This is a genomic window from Streptomyces sp. NBC_00009, assembly GCF_045040855.1.
Lineage (GTDB): Bacteria > Actinomycetota > Actinomycetes > Streptomycetales > Streptomycetaceae > Streptomyces > Streptomyces aureus.
The window spans coordinates 3,617,059-3,635,801 of sequence record NZ_CP108312.1 but is presented as its reverse complement, the minus strand read 5'-3'; the positions used below and the strand labels follow the sequence as shown (position 1 = coordinate 3,635,801).

The following is an 18,743-nucleotide window of genomic DNA, read 5'->3' as shown; positions in this document are numbered from 1 at the left end:
TGATGCCTGCCGCAAACAGGACGCCTGTCGCGTACAACCCTGACGGGGGGAAGCGTGTCCAACAGGCGTGGCAGAGGTACTCGATTTCACAGCGGTTCAGGCGAGGGGTGCAGCCCTTCGCCCGCCCCGGCGTCCCCGGATGTCCGGTTCGTCCGGCGGCATGCCGGTGATCGCCCCCATGCCAGCAGCGCGGCCTGCCCGCATACCCGCTCAGCGCGAAGGCGCTGAGGAGACGATGGCAGCAGGCACCACGGTCGACCATCTGACCGAGACCTATCGCGCCCACTACCGGTCGCTCCTCGGTCTCGCGGCCCTGCTCCTGGACGACACGGCCTCCTGCGAGGACGTCGTGCAGGAGGCGTTCATCAGGGTCCACTCCGCGCGCAAGAGAGTGCGCGATCCCGAGAAGACGCTCGCGTATCTGCGGCAGACGGTCGTGAACCTCTCGCGTTCCGCCCTGCGCCGCCGCATCCTCGGCCTGAAGCTTCTGACGAAGCCGATGCCCGACATGGCGAGCGCGGAGGAGGGCGCGTACGACCTGCTTGAGCGCGACGCGCTGAAGCAGGCGCTGCGCGGGCTCCAGCGCCGCCAGCGCGAGGTCCTCGTCCTGCGCTACTTCGCGGACATGACCGAGGCGCAGGTGGCGGACGCCCTGGGCATCTCCCTCGGTTCCGTGAAGGCGTACGGATCCCGGGGCATAGCGGCGCTCCGCGTCGCCATGGAGGCCCCCGCATGAGCAGCGACAAGCACCGCAATGATCGGGATGAGCAGAACAGGCGTGTGGGATCCGGGGATGGAACTGTGAATCACGGCCCCGGCCAGGACGACGGCCTTTTCGGCGGTCCCGAGGATCCCTTCGGCGGCCCGGACTCTGCCGGCGGCCCGGACTCCGCCGACGGCCCGGACTCTCCCGACCCTCTGGACTCCCTCGGCGGTGACGAGTTGGCGCTGCGGCGCCTGTTGCACCAGGCCGTGGAGGAGATCGAGCCGAAGAACGGGACGCTCGACCATCTGCGCCGCGCCGTGCCCGCCCGGCGGGCCCGCAAGCGGCAGGCCGTCGTCGGTGCGGCGGCCGCGGCCCTGTTCATCGGCACGGCGATCCCCGCGCTCGTCCATGTGGCGGGCCAGAGCGGGTCGAACGACCGGCCGTCCATCGCCGGCAACAGCGAGGCGTCGCACGGCGGTACGGGCTCCGGGAAGGGGCCCGACGGCGGCGCGAGCAGCACGGGCAAGTCCGCGGGGAAGTCCAAGTCCAAGGACAAGGGCGGCAAGAAGGACAAGCCCGGCGACAAGGGCAAGGGCGCGGGCGGTGGCGCCACCGGCGGCCCTGATCCCGCGAGCACGGCGGCCGCGAGCTCCCCGGTCTGCGGGGCGGCCGACCTCGGCGGCGCCTCGGCGAGCCTCGGCGCGGCCGACGCGGGCGGCAAGGTCTACGGTTCCTTCCGCGTCACGAACATCTCCCAGGCGAACTGCTCCGTGGACGCCCCCGGCGCCGTCTCCGTCCTCGCCCAGGGCGCGGCCGACCCGACCAAGGTCAACGTCGTCGACCACACGGCGGGCGACGCCGCGACCGGGCTGCCCGATCCGTCGACGGAGCCCAGCCAGCTGATCCTCGAACCGGGCATGTCGTACGAGGTCCGCTTCGCGTGGGTGCCGTCCGCGAGCTGCCCCTCCACGGGCGGCCCCGGCGACCCGTCGCCCTCCCCGACTCCGTCGGGCGGCGGCGACGGCTCGGGCGGCACGTCGGGCACGACCACGGAACAGAGTGGCATGTCCACGCAGCTGGCCGGCGAGGGCCCCACGGCCGACGGCAGCGTCGCGGTCTCCCACACCGCGGAACCGGGCACGCCCTCGTCCAGCACGACGATCCCCAACGCGTGCGCGGGAACGGTGTACCGCACGGGGATCTTGCCGGCGTCTTAGGGACGGACCCGTTCATGCCGGTGCGGTGAGATGCGAGGAGACGCGGGAGGTGCTGGGCACCTCCTCCTCCCGCCGCGACGGTGATCAGCCGCAGCGGTGATCAGCCGCGACGGCTCTTCCCGGCGGTGCCGGAGCGGTGCCGGACTAGCCTCGGGCCGTCTCGGGGCTCGCGGGCTCCGGGGAGTCTGCGGCGTCCGGGGCGTCTGCTGGGTCCGGGGCCGTGCCGGTTGCATCGGATTCCGTGAGCCCCAGCGCAGCGTCCCGCTCGAACTCCGCCTCGCGGCGCAGCAGGCGGAACCACATGAAGATCACGAATCCCGCGAAGACGAACCACTCGCCGGTGTAGCCCAGGTTCTGGAACGCCTTCAGGTCGAGGCCGCTGCCCTGCGGCGCCGTCGCCGGTACCGCCGTCATCCCCGAGTCCGCCTTGTCGAGCGTGACCCACGCGTCGTAGACGTCGTACGGGACGAGGTTCACCAGGGACGCCGCGCTGATCGCGCCGAGCTGTCCGGCCGGCAGGCCCCCCGCGGCGGACGCCCCGCCCGAGCCCGGGCTCTCGGAGGCCTGGAGCGCACCGGTGACGGTGACCTCACCCCGGGGCGCCGCGGGAGCCTTCGCGGCGCTCGCCGCACCGGGCACCCACCCACGTACGACGGGCAGCGCCTTGCCGGCGCCCCCCTCCGTGCGCAGCAGCGTCACCACGTAGAAGCCGGTCCTGCCGTCGAGTTCACGGTCGGGGACCAGGAGCTGCTTGCCGTAGTGCCCGGTCGCGGTGGCCCGCTTGCCGGACGTCTTCTGGTCCACGGGCAGCAGGGAGCCGAGCGGCCGGGGCGCGGCCTTCTCGTTCGCCGTCGACTGCGCGGAGGCGTCCTTGTGGCCCTGCACCCGGTCCTCGAAGCGGCCGAGCTGCCAGGAGCCCATGAAGATGCAGAAGGGGATGGCGAGCACGACGAACACGTTGATCCCCCACCACCGGGGGGTCAGGAGGAACCGGTACACCCTCCCCACGGTACGGCTCCCGCACGAGGACCCGGGCCGCGGGGTGGGCCCGGTCCCGCGCGGGAGCACCGCCGTGTCCGTCAGCTCAGATGCCGCGCCGCGAAGTCCAGCTCCAGCCGCACCTGCTTGATCCGCTCCTCCACGACGAGTGAACCGTGCCCCGCGTCGTACCGGTACACCTCGTGCGTGGCGCCGCGCGCCACGAGCCGGTCCACATAGTTGTCGATCTGGCGGATCGGGCACCGCGGGTCGTTGACCCCCGCCGAGATGTAGACCGGGGCCTTCACCTCGTCCACGTACGTCAGCGGGGACGACGATGCGAAGCGGTCGGGGACCTCTTCCGGGGTGCCGCCGAACAGCGTGCGGTCCAGCGCCTTGAGGGCCTCCATCTCGTCGTGGTACGCCGTGACGTAGTCCGCGACGGGCACGGCCGCGAGGCCCACCGCCCAGACGTCCGGCTGGGTGCCGACGCCGAGGAGCGTGAGGTACCCGCCCCACGAGCCGCCCGCGAGGACGAGCCGGTCCGGGTCGGCGAGCCCGGACGACACGGCCCACTCGCGGACCGCCGAGACGTCCTCCAGCTCGATGAGGCCGACGCGGTGCTTGAGCGCATCCGTCCACTCGCGCCCGTATCCGGTCGAGCCCCGGTAGTTGACCCGGACCACCGCGTACCCGTGGTCCACCCAGGCCGCCGGTCCCGCCGCGAACGAGTCGCTGTCGTGCCAGGTCGGCCCCCCGTGCACCTCGAACACGGTGGGCAGCGGCCCCGTGGCGCCCGCCGGCTTCTGGACGAGGGCGTGGATGCGGCCGCCGGGCCCCTCGACCCACACGTCCTCCACCGGCACGGACACCGGCGCCTTGAGCCCGGGCGGATCGAGGACCACGCCGCCCGACGTGGACCGGACGACCGACGGCTCGGCGGCCGACGACCACAGGTACTCCACACTGCCGTCGGGCCGCGCCGTCGCCCCCGACACCGAGCCCGGCGGCGTCTCGACGCGGGTCGGCGCGCCCGAGCCGAACTCGTAACGCCACAGGTCGCTGCGGGCCTCGAAACTGTGCGCGACCAGGAGCGCCGAGCCGTCCGGATACCACTCGGCGGAGACGTCACCGGGCAGGTCGAGGGCGAGATCGGTCTCCTCGCCCGACGCCACGTCCCACACCATCGGCTCCCAGCGCCCGCGCCGCTGATGCCCGACGAGGAGCCGGGTGTCCCCGTCCACCGGAGCGAAGCCCAGGACTTCCAGGCCCAGCTCCTGCGAGCCGCCCTTGGTGTCGTCGAGCTCGGCGACCGTCGTCCCGTCGGGCCGCACCACACGCAGCGCCGAGTGCATGGCGTCCCCGTGCTCCGTGTGCTCGATGGCGATGAGGGTGCCGTCGTGCGAGAGGTCGCCGACGCCGGCCGACTCGCGGTGCCGGTAGATCTCCTGGGGCGCGCCGCCGCCGCGGACGACATGGATCGTCGTGCCGTCCTCGTCCGTGGAGCGGCCCACGACCGCCGTCGAGCCGTCCCTCCCGATGGCCAGGCCCGCCGGGTACGAGGCTTCGAGCCCGTCCACCGCGGGGACGTCTTCGCCCCCGCCGAAGGGCTGGCGCAGCCACACCCCGAACTCGTCCCCGTCCTTGTCGCTGAACCACCAGATCCACTCGCCGTCGGGGGACAGGACACCGTCCGTCGTCCCGTTCGGCCGGTCCGTCGCTCTGCGCTGCTCGCCCGTCGCCCTGTCCCACGCGTACAGCTCGTACGTCCCCGTCGCGTTCGACACGAACAGGGAGCGGTCCGGCGCGTCCTCCGCCCAGTCGGGCAGGGACACCCGCGGCGCACGGAAGCGCTTCTCCCAGTCCGGCATGGATCCGCCGCCCGCCCCCCGAGGGGCCCCGTTGCTCTCAGTCATGGCCCCATAGTGCCTCCACCGGCCGACAATCCGCTGGCGAGGTTCCCCAGCCTGTGGATAACTTCCCGGCCACGTACTCCCTCAGGGCGACGAAGGCGATGAAGGCGACGAAGGCCTGACCCGTTACACGGGCGGCTCGGCAGGGGCCGGGCCGAGGGTCGTGGTGCCGGGCGCGGCGCGGTGTCCGAGGCCCGTGCGGTACGTGTCGAGGGCGGCGTCGATACGGCCCGTGCGGCGGTAGAGGTCGCCGAGCAGGCGGCACAGGTCGGCCAGGTCGCCCGCCGCGCCCGCCCGTTCGAGCAGGCTCAGCGCGGTGACGTAGTGCTCCTCCGCGGCCTCGGCCGCCGCCGTTTCCTCGGCGGCCCCCGACTCCTCCGCGATGATGCCGAGCAGCCGGTGCGCGCCCGCCGCGTGGACGGCGCCGCGCTCCGGATTCAGGTCGCCGAGCAGGGCCCGCAGCAGCGCGGCCGCCTCGTCGCTGCTGCCCCTGCGGCGCAGTACGTCGGCCAGCTCCACCTCGACCTGCGTCGTGTAGAGCACCGCCCGCTTGGCCGACAGCATGTCGCGTGCGGTCCTCAACTCCTGTTCCGCATCGGCGAGTCGGCCGTTCTGGGCGTGGACGTAACCGCGCATCCAGTGGCAGTGCGCGAGTTCGGTGCGGATCTGGAGCCGCTGGTACAGCTCGGCGGCCTTGCTCAGGGACGCGTCGGCCTCCGCGGCGCGGCCCTCGGCGAGCAGTGTGCGGGCCACCGAGCGGTGCATCTTGGCGACGAGCACGGGGTCCCCGGCCTGCGGGGCCAGCGACAGTGCGAGCTCGGCGGCCTGCGCGGCGCGCGCGTGGGCGCCCATGTCCATGTACGGGGCGATGGCCGCCGTGTAGAGCAGCAGCAGGGCGTCCGGGTCGTGCAGGCCGCTGGTGTTCAGCTCGTCGAGCGCGGACTCCAGGAGGTAGCACGCGTACCGCAGTTCTCCGGAGAGGTAGTGCGCGACGGCACGCGCGCGTACGACGGGGGCGCGCTGGGGGAGTGGCGCGCCGGCCGCGACGAGCAGTGCCTCGGCGGCTTCGAAGTGGCGGTGGGCGTCGGGGAGTTCGCCGGCCTCCAGCGCGCACTCGCCGAGGCCGAGTTCGGCGGCGGCCTGTTCGGCGGCGAGGCCGTGCCGTTCCGCTTCGGCGCGCAGCTCCTCGTACAGGACGGCGGCCTCCCCGGCGGCGCCCGTCGTGAGCCCGCGCTGAGCCTCGGTGAGGCGCAGGCGCAGCCGGGTGGCGAGGTGGGCGGGCTGCCCTGTCGTGAGCTCCTGGTACGTCACGCCGAGCCGCTCGGCGACGTGCCGCAGGGCGGCCTCGGAGGGGCGGACGCGGCCTGCTTCCAGGGTGGAGATGTAGGCGGGCGTGTAGGCGGGCTCGGCGACCTGACGCTGGGTCAAGCCACGTTCGGTGCGCAGGCGGAGGACGCGGCGGCCTATGGGTTCGTCGGCGGGCTCGGCGGGCTCGGCGGGTTCGGCGGGTTCGGCGGGTTCGGCGGGTTCGGCGGATGGGGATGGCTTGGCGTCCGGTGCGAGGCCGGGTTCACCGTCCGGTACGGGGCCGGGGCCACCCGCCTCCGGGGTGCTGTCGTGCGTCATCGTGCGGCGCGCCGCCCTTCCTGTCCCGCTCCGTGGTCCTGCTCCCGCAACTGTCGCTCGCCGCAGGGGACTTGAGTCTCACCCCTTGTCAGCCGTCACGCCACCCCCTAGGTTGATCGATCGATTAAGTCTGATTAACCCAGCACTTATGTCTCCTACTTGAGTACCCGAGGTCCTCGTGCCGATACCCAAGTCCCCGCGCCGTCCCCTGCCCGCCGCGCTCCTCGCCGGTGTACTCGCGGCCGCCGCCCTCGGTGGCGCGGGCCTCGCCGGTCACGCCGACGCCGCCGAAGCCGCGGGCGGGTCCGACACGGGGACCCGTACGGTCGAGTACTTCGCCGACTCCCACGGAGAGGGCCGGCACGTCCAGGTCCCCGCAGCCGTGCCGGCGGAGATCCGCAAGGAGAAGCGCGCGCCCGCGACGGCCGCCCCGGACGGCGAGGTCACCGCGCTGCAGAAGACGGGCCCCACCGAGGGGCGCCTCGACCTCGTGATCATGGGCGACGGCTACACGGCGGACCAGCAGGAGGACTTCAGGCAGGACGCCGAGTCCAAGCTCGATTCGATCTTCGCGATCGAGCCGTACAAGAGCTACAAGGGCCTCTTCAACTTCTGGCTCGTCAACACGGTCTCGAACGAATCGGGTGTCTCCGGAGACCCCACCCAGGACGTCGTCAAGGACACCGCGCTCAGTAGTTACTTCTTCTGCGACGACATCGAGCGGCTGCTCTGCATCGACGAGAAGAAGGTCGACTCGTACGCGCAGCAGGCCCCGGACTCCGACATCGTCTTCGTCGTCTCGAACGCCACCAAGTACGGCGGCGCCGGTTACAGCGGCGTCCAGTCGACCGCCGGGCACACCGGCATCGCCACGATGTCCTCCGACAACGACCGCTCGTACCTGATCGGTGCCCACGAACTGGGCCACTCCATAGGCCTGCTGGCCGACGAGTACCAGTACGCGGGTTACGGCAGGTACCCCGGCGCGGAGCCCGTCGAGCCCAACACCAGCATCCTGACGGCGGACGGCATGTCCGGCGCCAAGGCCAAGTGGTACCGCTGGCTCGGCGAGAGCGACCCGGCGGGCGGGACCGTGGGCGCGTACGAGGGCGGCGGCTACTACGAGTACGGGATCTACCGCCCGACCCAGAACTCGATCATGCGTGCCCTGGACACCGAGCAGTTCAACCTCGTGGGCCGCGAGGCGATGATCGCCGGCTTCTACCGCGACGCCGACGTGCTCACGGCCCGCACCCCCACCACCCGCACCCTGCGCCCCCAGGACCGCATCCGCGTGGACCTCGCACCGCTCGCCAAGGGCCTGTCCGACGTGCGCGTGCACTGGTCCGTCGACGGGGTCGAGGTGCGCCGCGCCGCCGCCGAGCGCGCCGTCACCGGAAAGGAGCTCGGCGCGCGCAAGGGCACGCACACCGTCACCGCGACCGCCGTCGACAACAGCGCGTCGCTACGGGACCCGGCCGCGATCCGGGCGGCGTCCAACAGCGTCAGCTGGACGGTGAAGACGGGCAAGTGACGGGCCGCGCGCGTGGGGGCCGGTTCAGTGGCCGGTCTCGCCCTGCGCGACCTCCACGCCCGCGTGCAGGTCGTGGGCCGCGTCGGCGACCGCCCCGGCCGAGAGCGCCGCGCACACCAGGAGCGCGCCGGCCAGCGCGCGCCGCAGCGCCCTGCGCGGGCGGGGCGCCGCAGCACTCGTGCTCAGCAGGGCGGTGACGCGCCGCGGCACAGGACCCGCCGTGACGGCGAGCGCCGTACGGGGCCGTGACCCGGCCCCCGGGACGCGGGCCGCGGCGAGGGCGGCCCGGCCGATCGCCCGCGCGGTGAGCGCTCGGTCGCCCGTCGCGGTGGCGGCCGACTCGTCCGCCCAGCGCTCGAGCGCGTAGGCGAGCGGTTCGCGCAGTCCGCGCAGCATCGGGTGCAGGGTGACGGCCAGTTCGGCCGTCGCGAGGAACAGATGGTGGCGGCCCGCGAGGTGCGCGCGCTCGTGCGCGAAGAGCACCTCGCGCTCCCGCGCGTCGAGGGCCCGCAACATCCCCGTCGTCACGACGATCCGGTCCGGGCGCCCCGGAAGGGCGTAGGCGTACGGGAGTTCGTCCGGCCGTACGGAGAGTTCGTCGGTGGCGGCGGACCCGGTGCGGGCCGCCCGCATCTCGCGCCGCTGCCGCAGCCCCGTACGGACCAGCGCGAACGCGCCCGCCGTCAGCGCGAGCGCGGCGAGGACCGACGCGGGAACGAGCGCCGGGGAGCCGTCGCCGAGGAGCGGTGGCGACAGATGCCCGAGGGCGGCCACGGGAGGCAGCCGCAGTGCCCCGGCGGAGGCGAGGAGGCCGAGCGCGGCCGTGCTGGATCCGGCGAGGACGACGGAGAAGCCCGCCAGCGTCCAGGCCGCCGCGCGGGGCGGCAGCCACTCGGCGGCGCGGCGCGCGGCGGGCACGGCGAGCAGCGGCATGAGCAGCGGGATCCAGACGGCGAAGATCATCGGCCGGTACCTCCGCGGTCGTCGCCCGTACCGCCCTCGGCGCCGCTGTCGGCTCCGCCGTCGAGCAGCGTGCGCAGCATCTGCTCGTCCTCGGTGCTCAGCTCGGAGACGAATCGGGCCAGGACCGTGCCGCGGTCCTCGTCCTTGTCGAGCTCGGCGTGCATGCGGCGGGCCGTGAGCCCGTGCGAGTCCTGCGCGGGCCGGTACGCGTAGCCGCGGCCCGCGCGGTCACGGGTGACCGTCCCCTTGGCGTGGAGCCGGGTCAGGATCGTGGTCACGGTGGTGCGGGCCAGGTCGTCGGCGAGCGCCCGCTGCACCTCGCCCGGGGTGAGCGGTGTCTCGGCGGCCCAGAGCGCGGCGAGGACGCTCGCCTCGAGCTCGCCCGCGGGACGCCGTTCCTGCTCCTCGGCCATGGGAACGATCCTCCGCTCTTCTTCGTCTACAGTTGAGTAGACCGTCTACACGACTGTAGTCATACGGTCGGTGCGCCGACTCGCGGCCGCCGTTCAGCCCATTATGAGACGACTGAGAGAGGAGCGGCCCCATGGCCGTAGACCCCCTCGCCGCCGCCCAAGCGGTGAACGTGCTGGACGCGGGTTCCCTCCTGGCCTCCTTCGGCGCCCTCGGCGTGGCCGTCGTCCTGTTCGCGGAGACCGGACTGCTCGTCGGGTTCTTCCTGCCGGGCGACTCGCTGCTCTTCACGGCCGGCCTGCTGTGCGCGGGCGGCTCGCACGGGCCCGTCCACCTCTCGCTGCCGCAGGTCCTGGCCGCCGCCGTCGTGGGCGCGCTGGCCGGGGCGCAGGCGGGGTACTGGATCGGGCGGCGCGGCGGCCGCGCCCTCCTCGCCCGCAGCAGAGCCAAGCGGCTGCAGGAGGGGGCGGCCCGCGCCGAGGAGCTGCTCGATCGGTACGGGCATGCCAAGGCGATCGTCCTGGCCCGCTTCGTCCCCGTCGTCCGTACGGTGCTCAACCCGCTGGCCGGAGCGCTCGGGGTGCCGGCGCGGGTCTTCACGGTGTGGCAGATCGCCGGCGGCCTCGTCTGGACGGTCGGCCTGGTCCTCGCGGGCTACGGACTCGGCTCGTCGGTGCCGAACGTCGACCGTTACCTCCTGCCGATCGTCGCCCTCGTCGTCATCGTCTCCCTGATCCCGCTGGCCCTGGAGGTGTGGCGCTCCCGCGCCAGGTCACGCGAGCGCCGCGCCGCGGAGGAGGGCACAACATGACCGCACCTCTCGCCTTCGGCGGCGCGTCCGTGGACGGCGGTCTCTACACGTGGGTGACCGACCTGGCGCACAGCACCCCGCACGCGGTGGACGCCGTCGTGTCCGGCTGGTCGGACTACGGGCTCGCGCTCTTCGCCGTGCTGATGATCGCGGCGTGGTGGCGCGCGAGAGGCGAGGGCGGCGTCCGGATGGCCCGGGTCCTCGCGTCCCCGGTCATCGTCGTGGTCGCCTACGCGGCGAACTCCGTACTCAAGTCGGTCGTCGACGAACAGCGCCCGTGCCGCACGCTCCACACGGTCACCGTGGAGGCGTGCCCGGCACTCGGGGACTGGTCGTTCCCCAGCAACCACGCGGTGATCGCCGCCGCTGCGGCCGTCACGCTGCTGCTCGCCGACCGCCGGATCGGCCTGATCGCGGTCCCGGCGGCGGTCCTCATGGGCGCCTCCCGGGTGTGGATCGGTGCGCACTACCCGCACGACGTGGCGGTGGGCCTGGCCGTAGGCGCCACCCTGGCCCTCCTGCTCACCCCACTCGCGACCCGGGCCGCCCCACAGGTGGACCGCCTGAGAACGACCCGCCTACGGCCCCTGCTGTCGACACGGTGACGGGGAGGGGCGCGACGAAACAGGGCGGCGCCCCATACCCGTAGACCCGCCCGAGGACCGGAAGCCCGAGGACCGGAATCCTCAGGGCCGGAACCCGAGGACCGGACCCCCGCGGGCCTGCATACGGCGGACGCCGCCCTGCTGATGCTGCTGCCGGCGGAGTTACTCCCCGGCGACCTCGATCCGCCCGTTGTTCCCCGCGGCGGCCGCGGAACCGGCCGCGGACACAGAAGCAGACACCTGCCCCTTGGCCGAAGCCCCCGACCCCGACCCCGATCCCGACGCCGATCCCGACCCCAATCCCGACGTGAGCCCCTTCAGGAGCGACGCCAGGTCGACCCCCGTGGTGGAACTGAGGAGTTCGAGGCCCTGCGCGACGTTGTCGGCGACCGTACGCGACAGTCCCGGGTGGTTGACGTAGAAGGTCCGCTGCGCGATCGCGATCTCTTCCCAGACGAGAGCCAGCACCAGCAGAACGAGCCCCGCGATGCCGAGCCCCAGAAAAACCCTTCACCGCATCCCCCTTCCGGCCGTACCCGTACCGGCCGCCCCCTTCGGTGATGGCCACATCCTCGCACCACGAACGGAGCGCGCGCATTGCCATATCCCGGCAATCTTTACTGTTCATTGATGCCGGATTTTGCCTCCCTTTGCGAGGCCGTTGCGGGAACTTTCGCCACTGCACCGGCCGTTGGTCAAGCCGGGGTGACGTATGACCGAGGCGAAGGGCCAGGAAAGAAACCGGGGGAGAGGCAGGGCGTACGGCGTGCTGTCCGCCCTGCCCTACGCGGTCATGGCCCTGGTCGCGCTCGCCGACGTCGCCTCCGGGCCGGGCGGGGGCCTGTTACCGCTCGCGTCGCTCGGCCCCGCCTTCGCGGGCCTCGTCGGCAGCTGGCGGCGCACGGCGTGGATCGGTGGCATCGCCATGGCCCTGTGCTCACTCCTCGCCGTCGACGACGGGCAGTTGGGGGAGCGCCGGGGATACACGGCGCTCATCTGCGTCCTCGGTGTGACCGCCACGGGCATCGCCGCCGCCGTGATGCGCGGCCGCAGGGACGCGGAGCTGGCGAGCGTGCGGTCGATAGCGGAGGTGGCCCAGCGCGTACTGCTGCGCCCGGTGCCGCGCAGCGCCGGCCCGCTGCGGGTGGCGGTGTCGTACACGTCGGCGGTGGCGGAGGCCCGTATCGGCGGTGATCTGTACGAGGTCGTGGCCTCGCCGGGCGGCATACGCGTGATCATCGGCGATGTGCAGGGCAAGGGGCTCGACGCCGTCGAGACGGCGGCGCTCGTCCTCGGCGCGTTCCGCGAGGCCGCGCACGACGAGCCCGAACTGCTCGGCCTGAGCCGCCGCCTGGAGCGCGCCGTCGACCGGGACCTGCACGGCGAGAAGTTCGTGACGGCGCTGCTCGCCGAGGTGCGGGGCGGCGGCAGCGAGGTGACGTTCCTGAACTTCGGACACCCGGCCCCCATGCTCGTACGCCCCGACGGCTCGGCCCACTTCCCGCGCCCGCCGCAGTACGCGCTGCCGCTCGGCCTCGGCGTGCACGGCGCGGAAGGGCCCGAGCCGTACACGGTGGACTTCGCGCCCGGCGACCAGATCCTCCTGTACACCGACGGCGTCACGGAGGCGCGGGACCGGGCCGGAGACTTCTACCCGCTCGGCGACCGTGCCTCGCTCCTCAAGGACCCCGACCCGGAGGCCGCCCTCAAGGAGCTGCGCGCCGACCTGGTCCACCACGCGGCGGGCCCCCTGCACGACGACGCGGCGATGCTTCTCCTGCGCCACCGCCACGAAGATCCGTCCGGCACCGCGCCACCATTCGTGCCCTCCGCCCCGTCATAATCCGCGCCACGAATTACCGACGATTTTCGGCGCAGGCAGCCGTGCACGACAGAACTCGGCCGCCCCATTCCGCTGGAATACCCATAAATCGGGGTCCGTCGGATGGGTGTCGTTAAGGCCGTTACCTGGGCGGGGCGAGTCCGTTGAACCCGGTATGCGGACGCGATCTTGCGGCCGTATCCGTCCAGCAAAAGGAGAACGTGATGTCTCGCATCGCGAAGGCCGCCGCTGTCGCGCTCGGCACCGGCGCCGTGGTGATCAGCGGTGCCGGCCTGGCCATGGCCAACGCCGGCGCCCAGGGTGAGGCTGTCGGCTCGCCCGGCGTCATCTCGGGCGACGCTGTCCAGGTCCCGGTCCACGTCCCGGTCAACGTCTGCGGCAACACCGTGGACGTCATCGCTCTGCTGAACCCGGCCTTCGGCACCGCCTGCGCCAACGGTGTGGGCCACGACGGGGGCCACGACGGCGGCGGCTACGGAGGCGGCTACGGCGGCTGACACCCCGACAAAGGCCCCCGGCGCGGATGCGCGGGGGCCTTTTCTCATGAGTGACGCGGATTATGCGTACCGATACAAATGCTCGTGCTCGATCATCGAACTCGGCTTCACTTTCCAGGGCGGCATCGGCTCGTCCAGAGTCACGACACGTCCCGTCCCCGTCGTCCCTCCGGCCGGCAGATAGGGGGCCGAGTCGGGGTATTTCCGGTGCCAGCGTGACCAGAGCAGATCGACGAACGCGTGGTTGAACCAGAAGACCGGATCGTTCACGGAGTCCGCCCCGAGCATGTGCCCGCCGACCCACCGGTGCACCCGGTTGTGGTTACGGAACTTGCCGTTCCCCACCCCCGACGTCCAGCCCTCGACCTTGTTGCGGAACCCGCGCGACGACGTCGAGTTCCACGGTGCGGAGTCGTACAGCGAATCCCGCATCGCCCAGGCCAGTTCGTCCTTCGTGGGCAGCTCGATCGGATCGTGGGGGCGGCCGAAGTCCCGGGTCAGGAACTCGCCCTCCGTCACACCCTCCTTGATGGTCCAGTGCCCGCTCCCGTAGGCGAAAGGGCCCGTCATCACCCTTCGGTCGGAGCGTCGGCCGTTCCCGCCGAGGAATCCCTCGCCCCACAGCGACGACGTCGGGGAGCGGTCCACCGTCCAATCCCAGTAAGGGACGGAGACTCCGGGATCCACTCGCTGCAGCGCGCCTTCGAACTCGAGGAGGAACTGCCGGTGCCAGGGCAGAAACGTCGGCGCCATGTGCGCGACCGGCTGCCCGCCGTCTCCGTCGCCGGCATAGAACTCCATGTGCATGCGCACGAATTCGTCGTACTGCCCCTTGCGTTTGACCGCGAGCAGCGCGGACACGAACCGCTTCCTCTGCGCCGCAGTGAGCGCGCTCTGGTTCTGCCGCGTGTAGACCAACTCCGTCCCCCTCCTTCAGCTTCGGCTGTGCCGCGGCGCTCAGAGCGCGCGCCGGCGCAGCATCTGGTCGCCGAGCTCGTCCACGGCCCCCCTCGCCGCGGCCAGGGGGGTGGGATACGACTGGTAGTGGTCGACCATGCTCAGATAACTGCCGTCGGCGCGGCGCATCAGATGCAGCGGCCGGCCGTCCACCGTGACGTCCCAGCGCCCGGACCGCTGCCCGATGTGCGCGGGCGTCATCGAGCCCTGCCCTCGCGTCCCGCGGATGTGGCGGCCGCGGTAGGTCTCCTCGAAGTCCCCGCCGGCTGCGTCCTTCAGGTCGTCGTGCGGGTGGCGGAAGGCCCGGCCGACGAGGGCGGCGCCCGGCACCACGGCGGCGGCGAGCGCGACCCCGATCAGCCGCCGCACCACGGTCCGGCGCGTCACGAGCCCCTGGCCGGCGGGACCGAGACTGACAGGCGGGGTACCGGCTTCCACTGGCATCTCCTCTTCCGGACCTCAGGATCTCCGCGTGCGGGTCACGCGATGTCGAGCGCCGCTCCCGGCGCCGTCGTCAGAAGCGGCGTGACGAGCCCGGCCTCGGGCAGTGCCACGTCCGGCAGCCCGAACCGGTCGCCGACCGGGCCGGTGAGGGGCGGGTTCACCGACGCCCCGGGGGTGGCCGTCCGCACGTCGGACCCCGCGGTGGTCAGGCCCACGTGATCGATCTTGTGGTCTCCCGTCGCCTGGGAAAGCGGCGCCTCGACCCGCGTGTCGGGCAGCTCGCTGCTGAGCGGAACCGCCGGCAGCAGTGGCTCGGGAAGCATCCGCCCGGCCGCGAAGCGCGGGGCGTCGGGTCCGCCCGGCACCGGGATCGGCACCCCGGTCGACAGCTCGGGCGCCTTCACGTGCAGCGCGTTCTCCACACCGGTCAGCGGAATTGCTACGGGTACCTGCTCGCCCGCGGCGGCGGGAGCGGCGCCCGCGCCCACGGCGGCGAGGCAGCCGGCCAGTACAGTGAGCGTCCCTCTGGCAGTTGACTTCATGTCGGACACGGTTCCTTTCGGGCTTCGCGGTACTTGTCACCGCGAAAGGAGTAACGACCGGGCGGGTGGTATCAGTGCAAACTTCCCCCGACCGGTGCATTCGACCGATGTGTGTATCAGCTGGTCCAGAAGTCCCACCAGCGCGTCAGGATCAGCATCCCGATGATCCCGACGTGCAGCACGGGCAGGACCCACGTGAACTCACCGAAGAACGACCGCAGCCAGGAGGGCGCGGGCAGGAACCCGTTGCGCACGTTGAACGACGTCACGTACCAGAACATGACGATCGTGGCGACCCACGCCAGACAGCACCACAGGCACAGCGAGTTGATCCGGTACAGCGACTGGAACTGCAGCCACGTGCAGAATCCGACCCCGAACAGCGTGCCCGCGTTGAACGTCAGCCAGTACCAGCGCGGGAACCTCGCCCGCCCCAGCAGACTCATCCCCACACAGATCACGACGGCGTAGGCCGCGAGACCCAGCATCGGGTTCGGGAACCCGAACGCCGACGCCTGGTCGCTCTTCATGATGTTCCCGCAGGACACCACCGGGTTGAGACTGCATCCCGGCGTGAAGTTCGGGTCCTCCAGCAGCTTGAACTTGTCGATCGTGATGACCCACGCCGCGAGCAGCCCCGCCGCACCGGTGATCACCAGAAGCAGGGCGAAACCCAGGGAACGGGACTCCGGGGCGGCACGCAACGACTCAACCGAGCTGTCACTGTGCCGAGTTGGGCCGGACTGGCGCGGCATCCGGGCCGGGCGTCCCTCGGTGTTCGTGGTTCCCATGGGCCACTTCCTTCTGGTCAGACGCGCAGCTTGCGTACGGGGAGCAGGCAGTGGGCCGCGCCGGTCAGCGTCGCCTCGTCGCCCGCGAACGAGGCGAGATCCTCCTCGGCGACCGGGCTGCCGGGCACTGCCGAGGTCCAGGGGCGCGTGGTGAACACGAAGTACGCGTAACCGCGTTCGGCCGCGGCGGCCAGCCACTCGGGGGGCGCGACGCACTGGGCGTTGAGATACGGCATGTTGACGACGGCCTGGCCGGCCTCGACGAGCAGCGAGACGGGGAAGCCGGGCTTGCGCGTGGCGTCCACGACCTTGCCGACCGGCAGGCCGTTGTTCTCCAGCAGGGCCCGTACCGCTTCGGTCGATGCCTCCTGCCCGCCCGCGCCGTCCCCCAGGGAGTAGGCCAGCAGGAAGGGCATGTCCCCTGCCTCGTCCGGGTGTTCGCCGCTCCACGCGATGACGGCGAGGGTGCCCAGATCGATGGCGCGGAAGGCGCGGTTCTCAGTCGGCGTTGAAGTCACCACGGCAGCGTAGCCACGCTCGACGGGTGCCCCGGCGACCTTTCACCCGCTTGGGGGAACGGCCCCCACTCGAACGAGAATTGGGGCCGCGCCGGACATGCCGAGAGGCCGGTCCGGGGCCGCTAGGTGCGGTGGGACCAGCCTCTCGTCGGCCTGTGCCGCTTCGCGCGAAGAGTGCGCGAAGGGGTGCGTCAGCCGTTGTGGCCGCTGTTGCCGAAGGCCGGGTTGAGGCCGGCGATGCCGTTGACGGTGTTCCCGACGACGTTGACCGGAACGTCGATCGGCACCTGGGCGACGTTGCCCGAACCGACGCCGGGGGAGCCGGCCGCCGCACCGTGTGCGTCGGCGCCGCCGTGGGCGAAGGCGCTGCCCGAAGCGGCGCCCGCAGCGAGACCGGCGGCGGCCATGACCAGAGCAGCCTTCTTGGCAGTATTCATCACTGAAACCTTCCCAATAGGGGTTTTTGCAGCTTATGAAGCTGGTTGTGCGGCGGGTGGCAGGAACACGCCCGCGCAGATCGCTACTTGCCGAGGGGAAGGCCGCCGAGAAGTCCGGCCGGGGCGCCCGCGCCGGCGTCGTTCACGTTGTCCGCCGTGTTCTGCACCGTGTTGAGGACCGATCCGCCCTGCTCCGTGTCGAGCATGTTGGTGTGCAGCGGCTGGGCGTCGAGCACCGACTGGCGGCTCAGGGTGTCGATCGCGCCGTTGAGGCTCGTCGGCGTGAGGTCGGAGGCGAACGCGGGTGCGGCTGCACCGGCGATGACCATGGATCCGGCGACGACGGCGGCGGCCTTCAGGGGCTTCATCATGTTCCTTCCTTGGGGTGACGATTTGTCACCAGCGACGGAATATCCAACGAGCGTCCCCGGCAACGGAAACTCTGAGGTCAGGGGATTTGCCGAACCCACTCGAATGAAGGGCCGTGGAGTTCTCATATGAGATTTGGGCAGAGGCGAATTGTCGGCGCAGGGCGCCCGATCAGGCACGGCTGGGACGTGAAAAGCCCGCCGCGCCGGTACGGGACCGGCGCGGCGGGTGGGTGGGGGTGCCCGCTTCGACGCGGGCGCGCCCCCGTCAGTTGGGCAGGGCGGGAGTCTGGGGAAGCGCCGGCGTCTTCGGGAGCGCCGGCGTCTTCGGGAGCGTGGAGGTGGACGGCACGGACGCCGTGGACGGGAGCGGGAGTCCGGGGAGCGCGGGGAGCTTGGGCAGGCCGGGCAGCGTCGGCGCGGGCAGCCCGGCGCCGAGCAGGGTGGCCGCGAGGAGGTTCACCAGGGCGGTGACGACGGTCGTGGCCGCGGTGGCGACGCCCGCGACGTCACCCGCGGTCGACGCCTTGAGCAGCGCGTCGACGGCGGTCTGGAGCGCGGTCAGGGCGTCGCCCTTCACGTCCTTCCGGGCCGCCTTGGCGTCGTCGGGGGTGGTCGACTTCGGTGTCGTGGTGGTCGCGGGGACGGTGGCCTTGGCGGCGTCGATCGCCGCCTTGATCGCGTCCGCGTGCTTCTGTGCCGCCTCGGCGGACAGCTTTCCGTCGTCGGCCTTGAGGATCTCGGTGAGCAGGTCCGTGACCGGGGTCACGACGGAACTCAGGCTGCCGAGTGCGCCTACCTGGCCCAGCAGCGCATCCGCTCCGGGAACCGGTGCGCGCAGTGCCTCGACGCTGTTGGAGCTTCCCGGGTCGCTTTCGGCGGCTATCGCGGGAGCGGCGGTGCCGAGGAGGATCATCGCGCAAAGAGCGGTGGTAGCAATGCGCCGTACGGGCTGATGGGGCATGTGTGTTCCCTTTCGGTGGTGTGTGTCCGATCTTGTGACCACCGTGGGATGACTGATCGCACTACGCAACCGAGCGGCGACACGCCGTGCGCGATCACCCTCGTCTCTCGGCGTGTCGTGCCAGGTGGGGCGCCCGTTCGGGGTGTCTTTGGGGCCCTCCCCCCATACGGCGCAACGAACGCAGGAACGGCCGCCCCGAACGGGGCGGCCGCGGAAGGGTCCGGGGGAACCGGATCAGTTGGCGCAGTGGTTGCCGAACGTCGGGTTCAGCAGGCCGATCACGCTGACCGTGTTGCCGCAGAGGTTCACGGGGACGTGGACGGGAACCTGGACGGTGTTGCCCGAGACCACGCCGGGGGAGTGGGCGGCGGCACCCTGCGCGTCACTGCTGGCGGCGGCGACGCCGGCGGAGCCGGCCAGAGCGGCGGCGGCGACGGTGGAAAAGACAAAGGCCCTCGCGGTACGCGACATGGGGGAGTGCTCCTCGGTCGGTTGATACGTCTCCGGGGCAGGCGCCCGGCTCGTGGATCAACGCGCGCCACCCGTGCGGGGTTGCGCCCCCGTTCGGGTGACTGCGCGGCGGAGACTTCACCCCTTTCACCATTCCGACACACATGT

The 18,743-nt window shown here is 72.0% G+C and carries 21 protein-coding genes and 1 pseudogene; 7 read left to right on the top strand and 15 right to left on the bottom strand.

The annotated features are described in order from the left end of the window. Positions 1 to 67 precede the first annotated feature (67 nt). Together OHA58_RS16335 and OHA58_RS16330 are read left to right on the top strand one after the other, a co-directional pair. Positions 68 to 736: a SigE family RNA polymerase sigma factor gene (locus OHA58_RS16335; protein ID WP_116511753.1), complete on the top strand. Its 669-nt coding sequence runs from the start codon at positions 68 to 70 to the stop codon at positions 734 to 736. Between the two features lie 65 nt (positions 737 to 801). Next, positions 802 to 1,923 (top strand): hypothetical protein, encoded by a 1,122-nt coding sequence (locus OHA58_RS16330; protein ID WP_405479436.1) that lies wholly within the window; start codon positions 802 to 804, stop codon positions 1,921 to 1,923. Between the two features lie 144 nt (positions 1,924 to 2,067). Here OHA58_RS16330 and OHA58_RS16325 read toward each other — a convergent pair whose 3' ends face one another. The 3 genes from OHA58_RS16325 to OHA58_RS16315 form a co-directional block, all read right to left on the bottom strand. Next, the gene (locus OHA58_RS16325; RefSeq protein WP_405479435.1) at positions 2,068 to 2,922 is read right to left on the bottom strand and encodes an SURF1 family protein; all 855 of its coding nucleotides are present in this window, start codon (positions 2,920 to 2,922) and stop codon (positions 2,068 to 2,070) included. Positions 2,923 to 3,002: 80 nt separating this feature from the next. Continuing rightward, positions 3,003 to 4,817, bottom strand: a complete 1,815-nt coding sequence (locus OHA58_RS16320; protein WP_405479433.1) for a prolyl oligopeptidase family serine peptidase — start codon at positions 4,815 to 4,817, stop codon at positions 3,003 to 3,005. A gap of 123 nt (positions 4,818 to 4,940) precedes the next feature. Further along, entirely contained in the window at positions 4,941 to 6,440 is a 1,500-nt protein-coding gene (locus tag OHA58_RS16315) for a helix-turn-helix domain-containing protein (protein ID WP_405479431.1), read from the bottom strand. A gap of 178 nt (positions 6,441 to 6,618) precedes the next feature. On the opposite strand from OHA58_RS16315, the gene OHA58_RS16310 reads away from it, so the two are divergent. After that, the gene (locus OHA58_RS16310; protein WP_405479429.1) at positions 6,619 to 7,974 is read left to right on the top strand and encodes a M64 family metallopeptidase; all 1,356 of its coding nucleotides are present in this window, start codon (positions 6,619 to 6,621) and stop codon (positions 7,972 to 7,974) included. A 24-nt stretch (positions 7,975 to 7,998) separates the two neighbouring features. On the opposite strand, the gene OHA58_RS16305 is transcribed toward OHA58_RS16310, so the two are convergent. Together OHA58_RS16305 and OHA58_RS16300 are read right to left on the bottom strand one after the other, a co-directional pair. Beyond that, positions 7,999 to 8,937 carry a M56 family metallopeptidase gene (locus tag OHA58_RS16305; protein WP_405479427.1) on the bottom strand — a complete coding sequence of 313 codons (939 nt, stop codon included), beginning with the start codon at positions 8,935 to 8,937 and terminating at the stop codon, positions 7,999 to 8,001. Further along, entirely contained in the window at positions 8,934 to 9,350 is a 417-nt protein-coding gene (locus tag OHA58_RS16300) for a BlaI/MecI/CopY family transcriptional regulator (protein ID WP_405479426.1), read from the bottom strand. The genes OHA58_RS16305 and OHA58_RS16300 overlap by 4 nt, the downstream gene beginning before the upstream one ends. A 131-nt stretch (positions 9,351 to 9,481) precedes the next feature. Between OHA58_RS16300 and OHA58_RS16295 the strand changes: the two genes are divergently transcribed. Continuing rightward, positions 9,482 to 10,159 (top strand): DedA family protein, encoded by a 678-nt coding sequence (locus OHA58_RS16295; RefSeq protein WP_405479424.1) that lies wholly within the window; start codon positions 9,482 to 9,484, stop codon positions 10,157 to 10,159. Further along, positions 10,156 to 10,764: a phosphatase PAP2 family protein gene (locus OHA58_RS16290; protein ID WP_405479423.1), complete on the top strand. Its 609-nt coding sequence runs from the start codon at positions 10,156 to 10,158 to the stop codon at positions 10,762 to 10,764. The genes OHA58_RS16295 and OHA58_RS16290 overlap by 4 nt, the downstream gene beginning before the upstream one ends. Before the next feature lie 162 nt (positions 10,765 to 10,926). Here the strand turns inward: OHA58_RS16290 and OHA58_RS16285 are convergent. Then, a pseudogene (locus tag OHA58_RS16285) lies at positions 10,927 to 11,166 on the bottom strand (flotillin family protein); the annotation flags it as partial. 310 nt (positions 11,167 to 11,476) lie between these two features. Between OHA58_RS16285 and OHA58_RS16280 the strand changes: the two are divergent. Together OHA58_RS16280 and OHA58_RS16275 are read left to right on the top strand one after the other, a co-directional pair. Continuing rightward, entirely contained in the window at positions 11,477 to 12,607 is a 1,131-nt protein-coding gene (locus tag OHA58_RS16280; protein ID WP_405479422.1) for a PP2C family protein-serine/threonine phosphatase, read from the top strand. Between the two features lie 203 nt (positions 12,608 to 12,810). Then, positions 12,811 to 13,104 carry a chaplin gene (locus OHA58_RS16275; protein WP_405479420.1) on the top strand — a complete coding sequence of 98 codons (294 nt, stop codon included), beginning with the start codon at positions 12,811 to 12,813 and terminating at the stop codon, positions 13,102 to 13,104. A gap of 60 nt (positions 13,105 to 13,164) precedes the next feature. Here OHA58_RS16275 and OHA58_RS16270 read toward each other — a convergent pair whose 3' ends face one another. From OHA58_RS16270 to OHA58_RS16230, 9 genes are all read right to left on the bottom strand, one after another. After that, positions 13,165 to 14,022: a tyrosinase family protein gene (locus OHA58_RS16270; RefSeq protein WP_405479419.1), complete on the bottom strand. Its 858-nt coding sequence runs from the start codon at positions 14,020 to 14,022 to the stop codon at positions 13,165 to 13,167. A 39-nt stretch (positions 14,023 to 14,061) separates the two neighbouring features. Beyond that, entirely contained in the window at positions 14,062 to 14,505 is a 444-nt protein-coding gene (locus OHA58_RS16265) for a tyrosinase family oxidase copper chaperone (protein ID WP_405479417.1), read from the bottom strand. 35 nt (positions 14,506 to 14,540) lie between these two features. Next, positions 14,541 to 15,047 carry a hypothetical protein gene (locus tag OHA58_RS16260; RefSeq protein WP_405479415.1) on the bottom strand — a complete coding sequence of 169 codons (507 nt, stop codon included), beginning with the start codon at positions 15,045 to 15,047 and terminating at the stop codon, positions 14,541 to 14,543. 116 nt (positions 15,048 to 15,163) lie between these two features. Further along, positions 15,164 to 15,838, bottom strand: a complete 675-nt coding sequence (locus tag OHA58_RS16255) for a vitamin K epoxide reductase family protein (protein WP_405479414.1) — start codon at positions 15,836 to 15,838, stop codon at positions 15,164 to 15,166. 17 nt (positions 15,839 to 15,855) lie between these two features. Continuing rightward, complete coding sequence (locus OHA58_RS16250) at positions 15,856 to 16,356, bottom strand: DUF5949 family protein (RefSeq protein WP_405479413.1); 501 nt, start codon at positions 16,354 to 16,356, stop codon at positions 15,856 to 15,858. Positions 16,357 to 16,547: 191 nt separating this feature from the next. Beyond that, positions 16,548 to 16,793 (bottom strand): chaplin, encoded by a 246-nt coding sequence (locus OHA58_RS16245; protein ID WP_405479412.1) that lies wholly within the window; start codon positions 16,791 to 16,793, stop codon positions 16,548 to 16,550. An 83-nt stretch (positions 16,794 to 16,876) separates the two neighbouring features. Beyond that, on the bottom strand, positions 16,877 to 17,161 hold the full coding sequence (locus OHA58_RS16240; RefSeq protein WP_405485004.1) for a hypothetical protein: 285 nt from the start codon (positions 17,159 to 17,161) through the stop codon (positions 16,877 to 16,879). A 268-nt stretch (positions 17,162 to 17,429) separates the two neighbouring features. After that, entirely contained in the window at positions 17,430 to 18,125 is a 696-nt protein-coding gene (locus tag OHA58_RS16235; RefSeq protein ID WP_405479411.1) for a hypothetical protein, read from the bottom strand. A 234-nt stretch (positions 18,126 to 18,359) separates the two neighbouring features. After that, positions 18,360 to 18,596 carry a chaplin gene (locus tag OHA58_RS16230; RefSeq protein WP_405479410.1) on the bottom strand — a complete coding sequence of 79 codons (237 nt, stop codon included), beginning with the start codon at positions 18,594 to 18,596 and terminating at the stop codon, positions 18,360 to 18,362. Positions 18,597 to 18,743 lie beyond the last annotated feature (147 nt).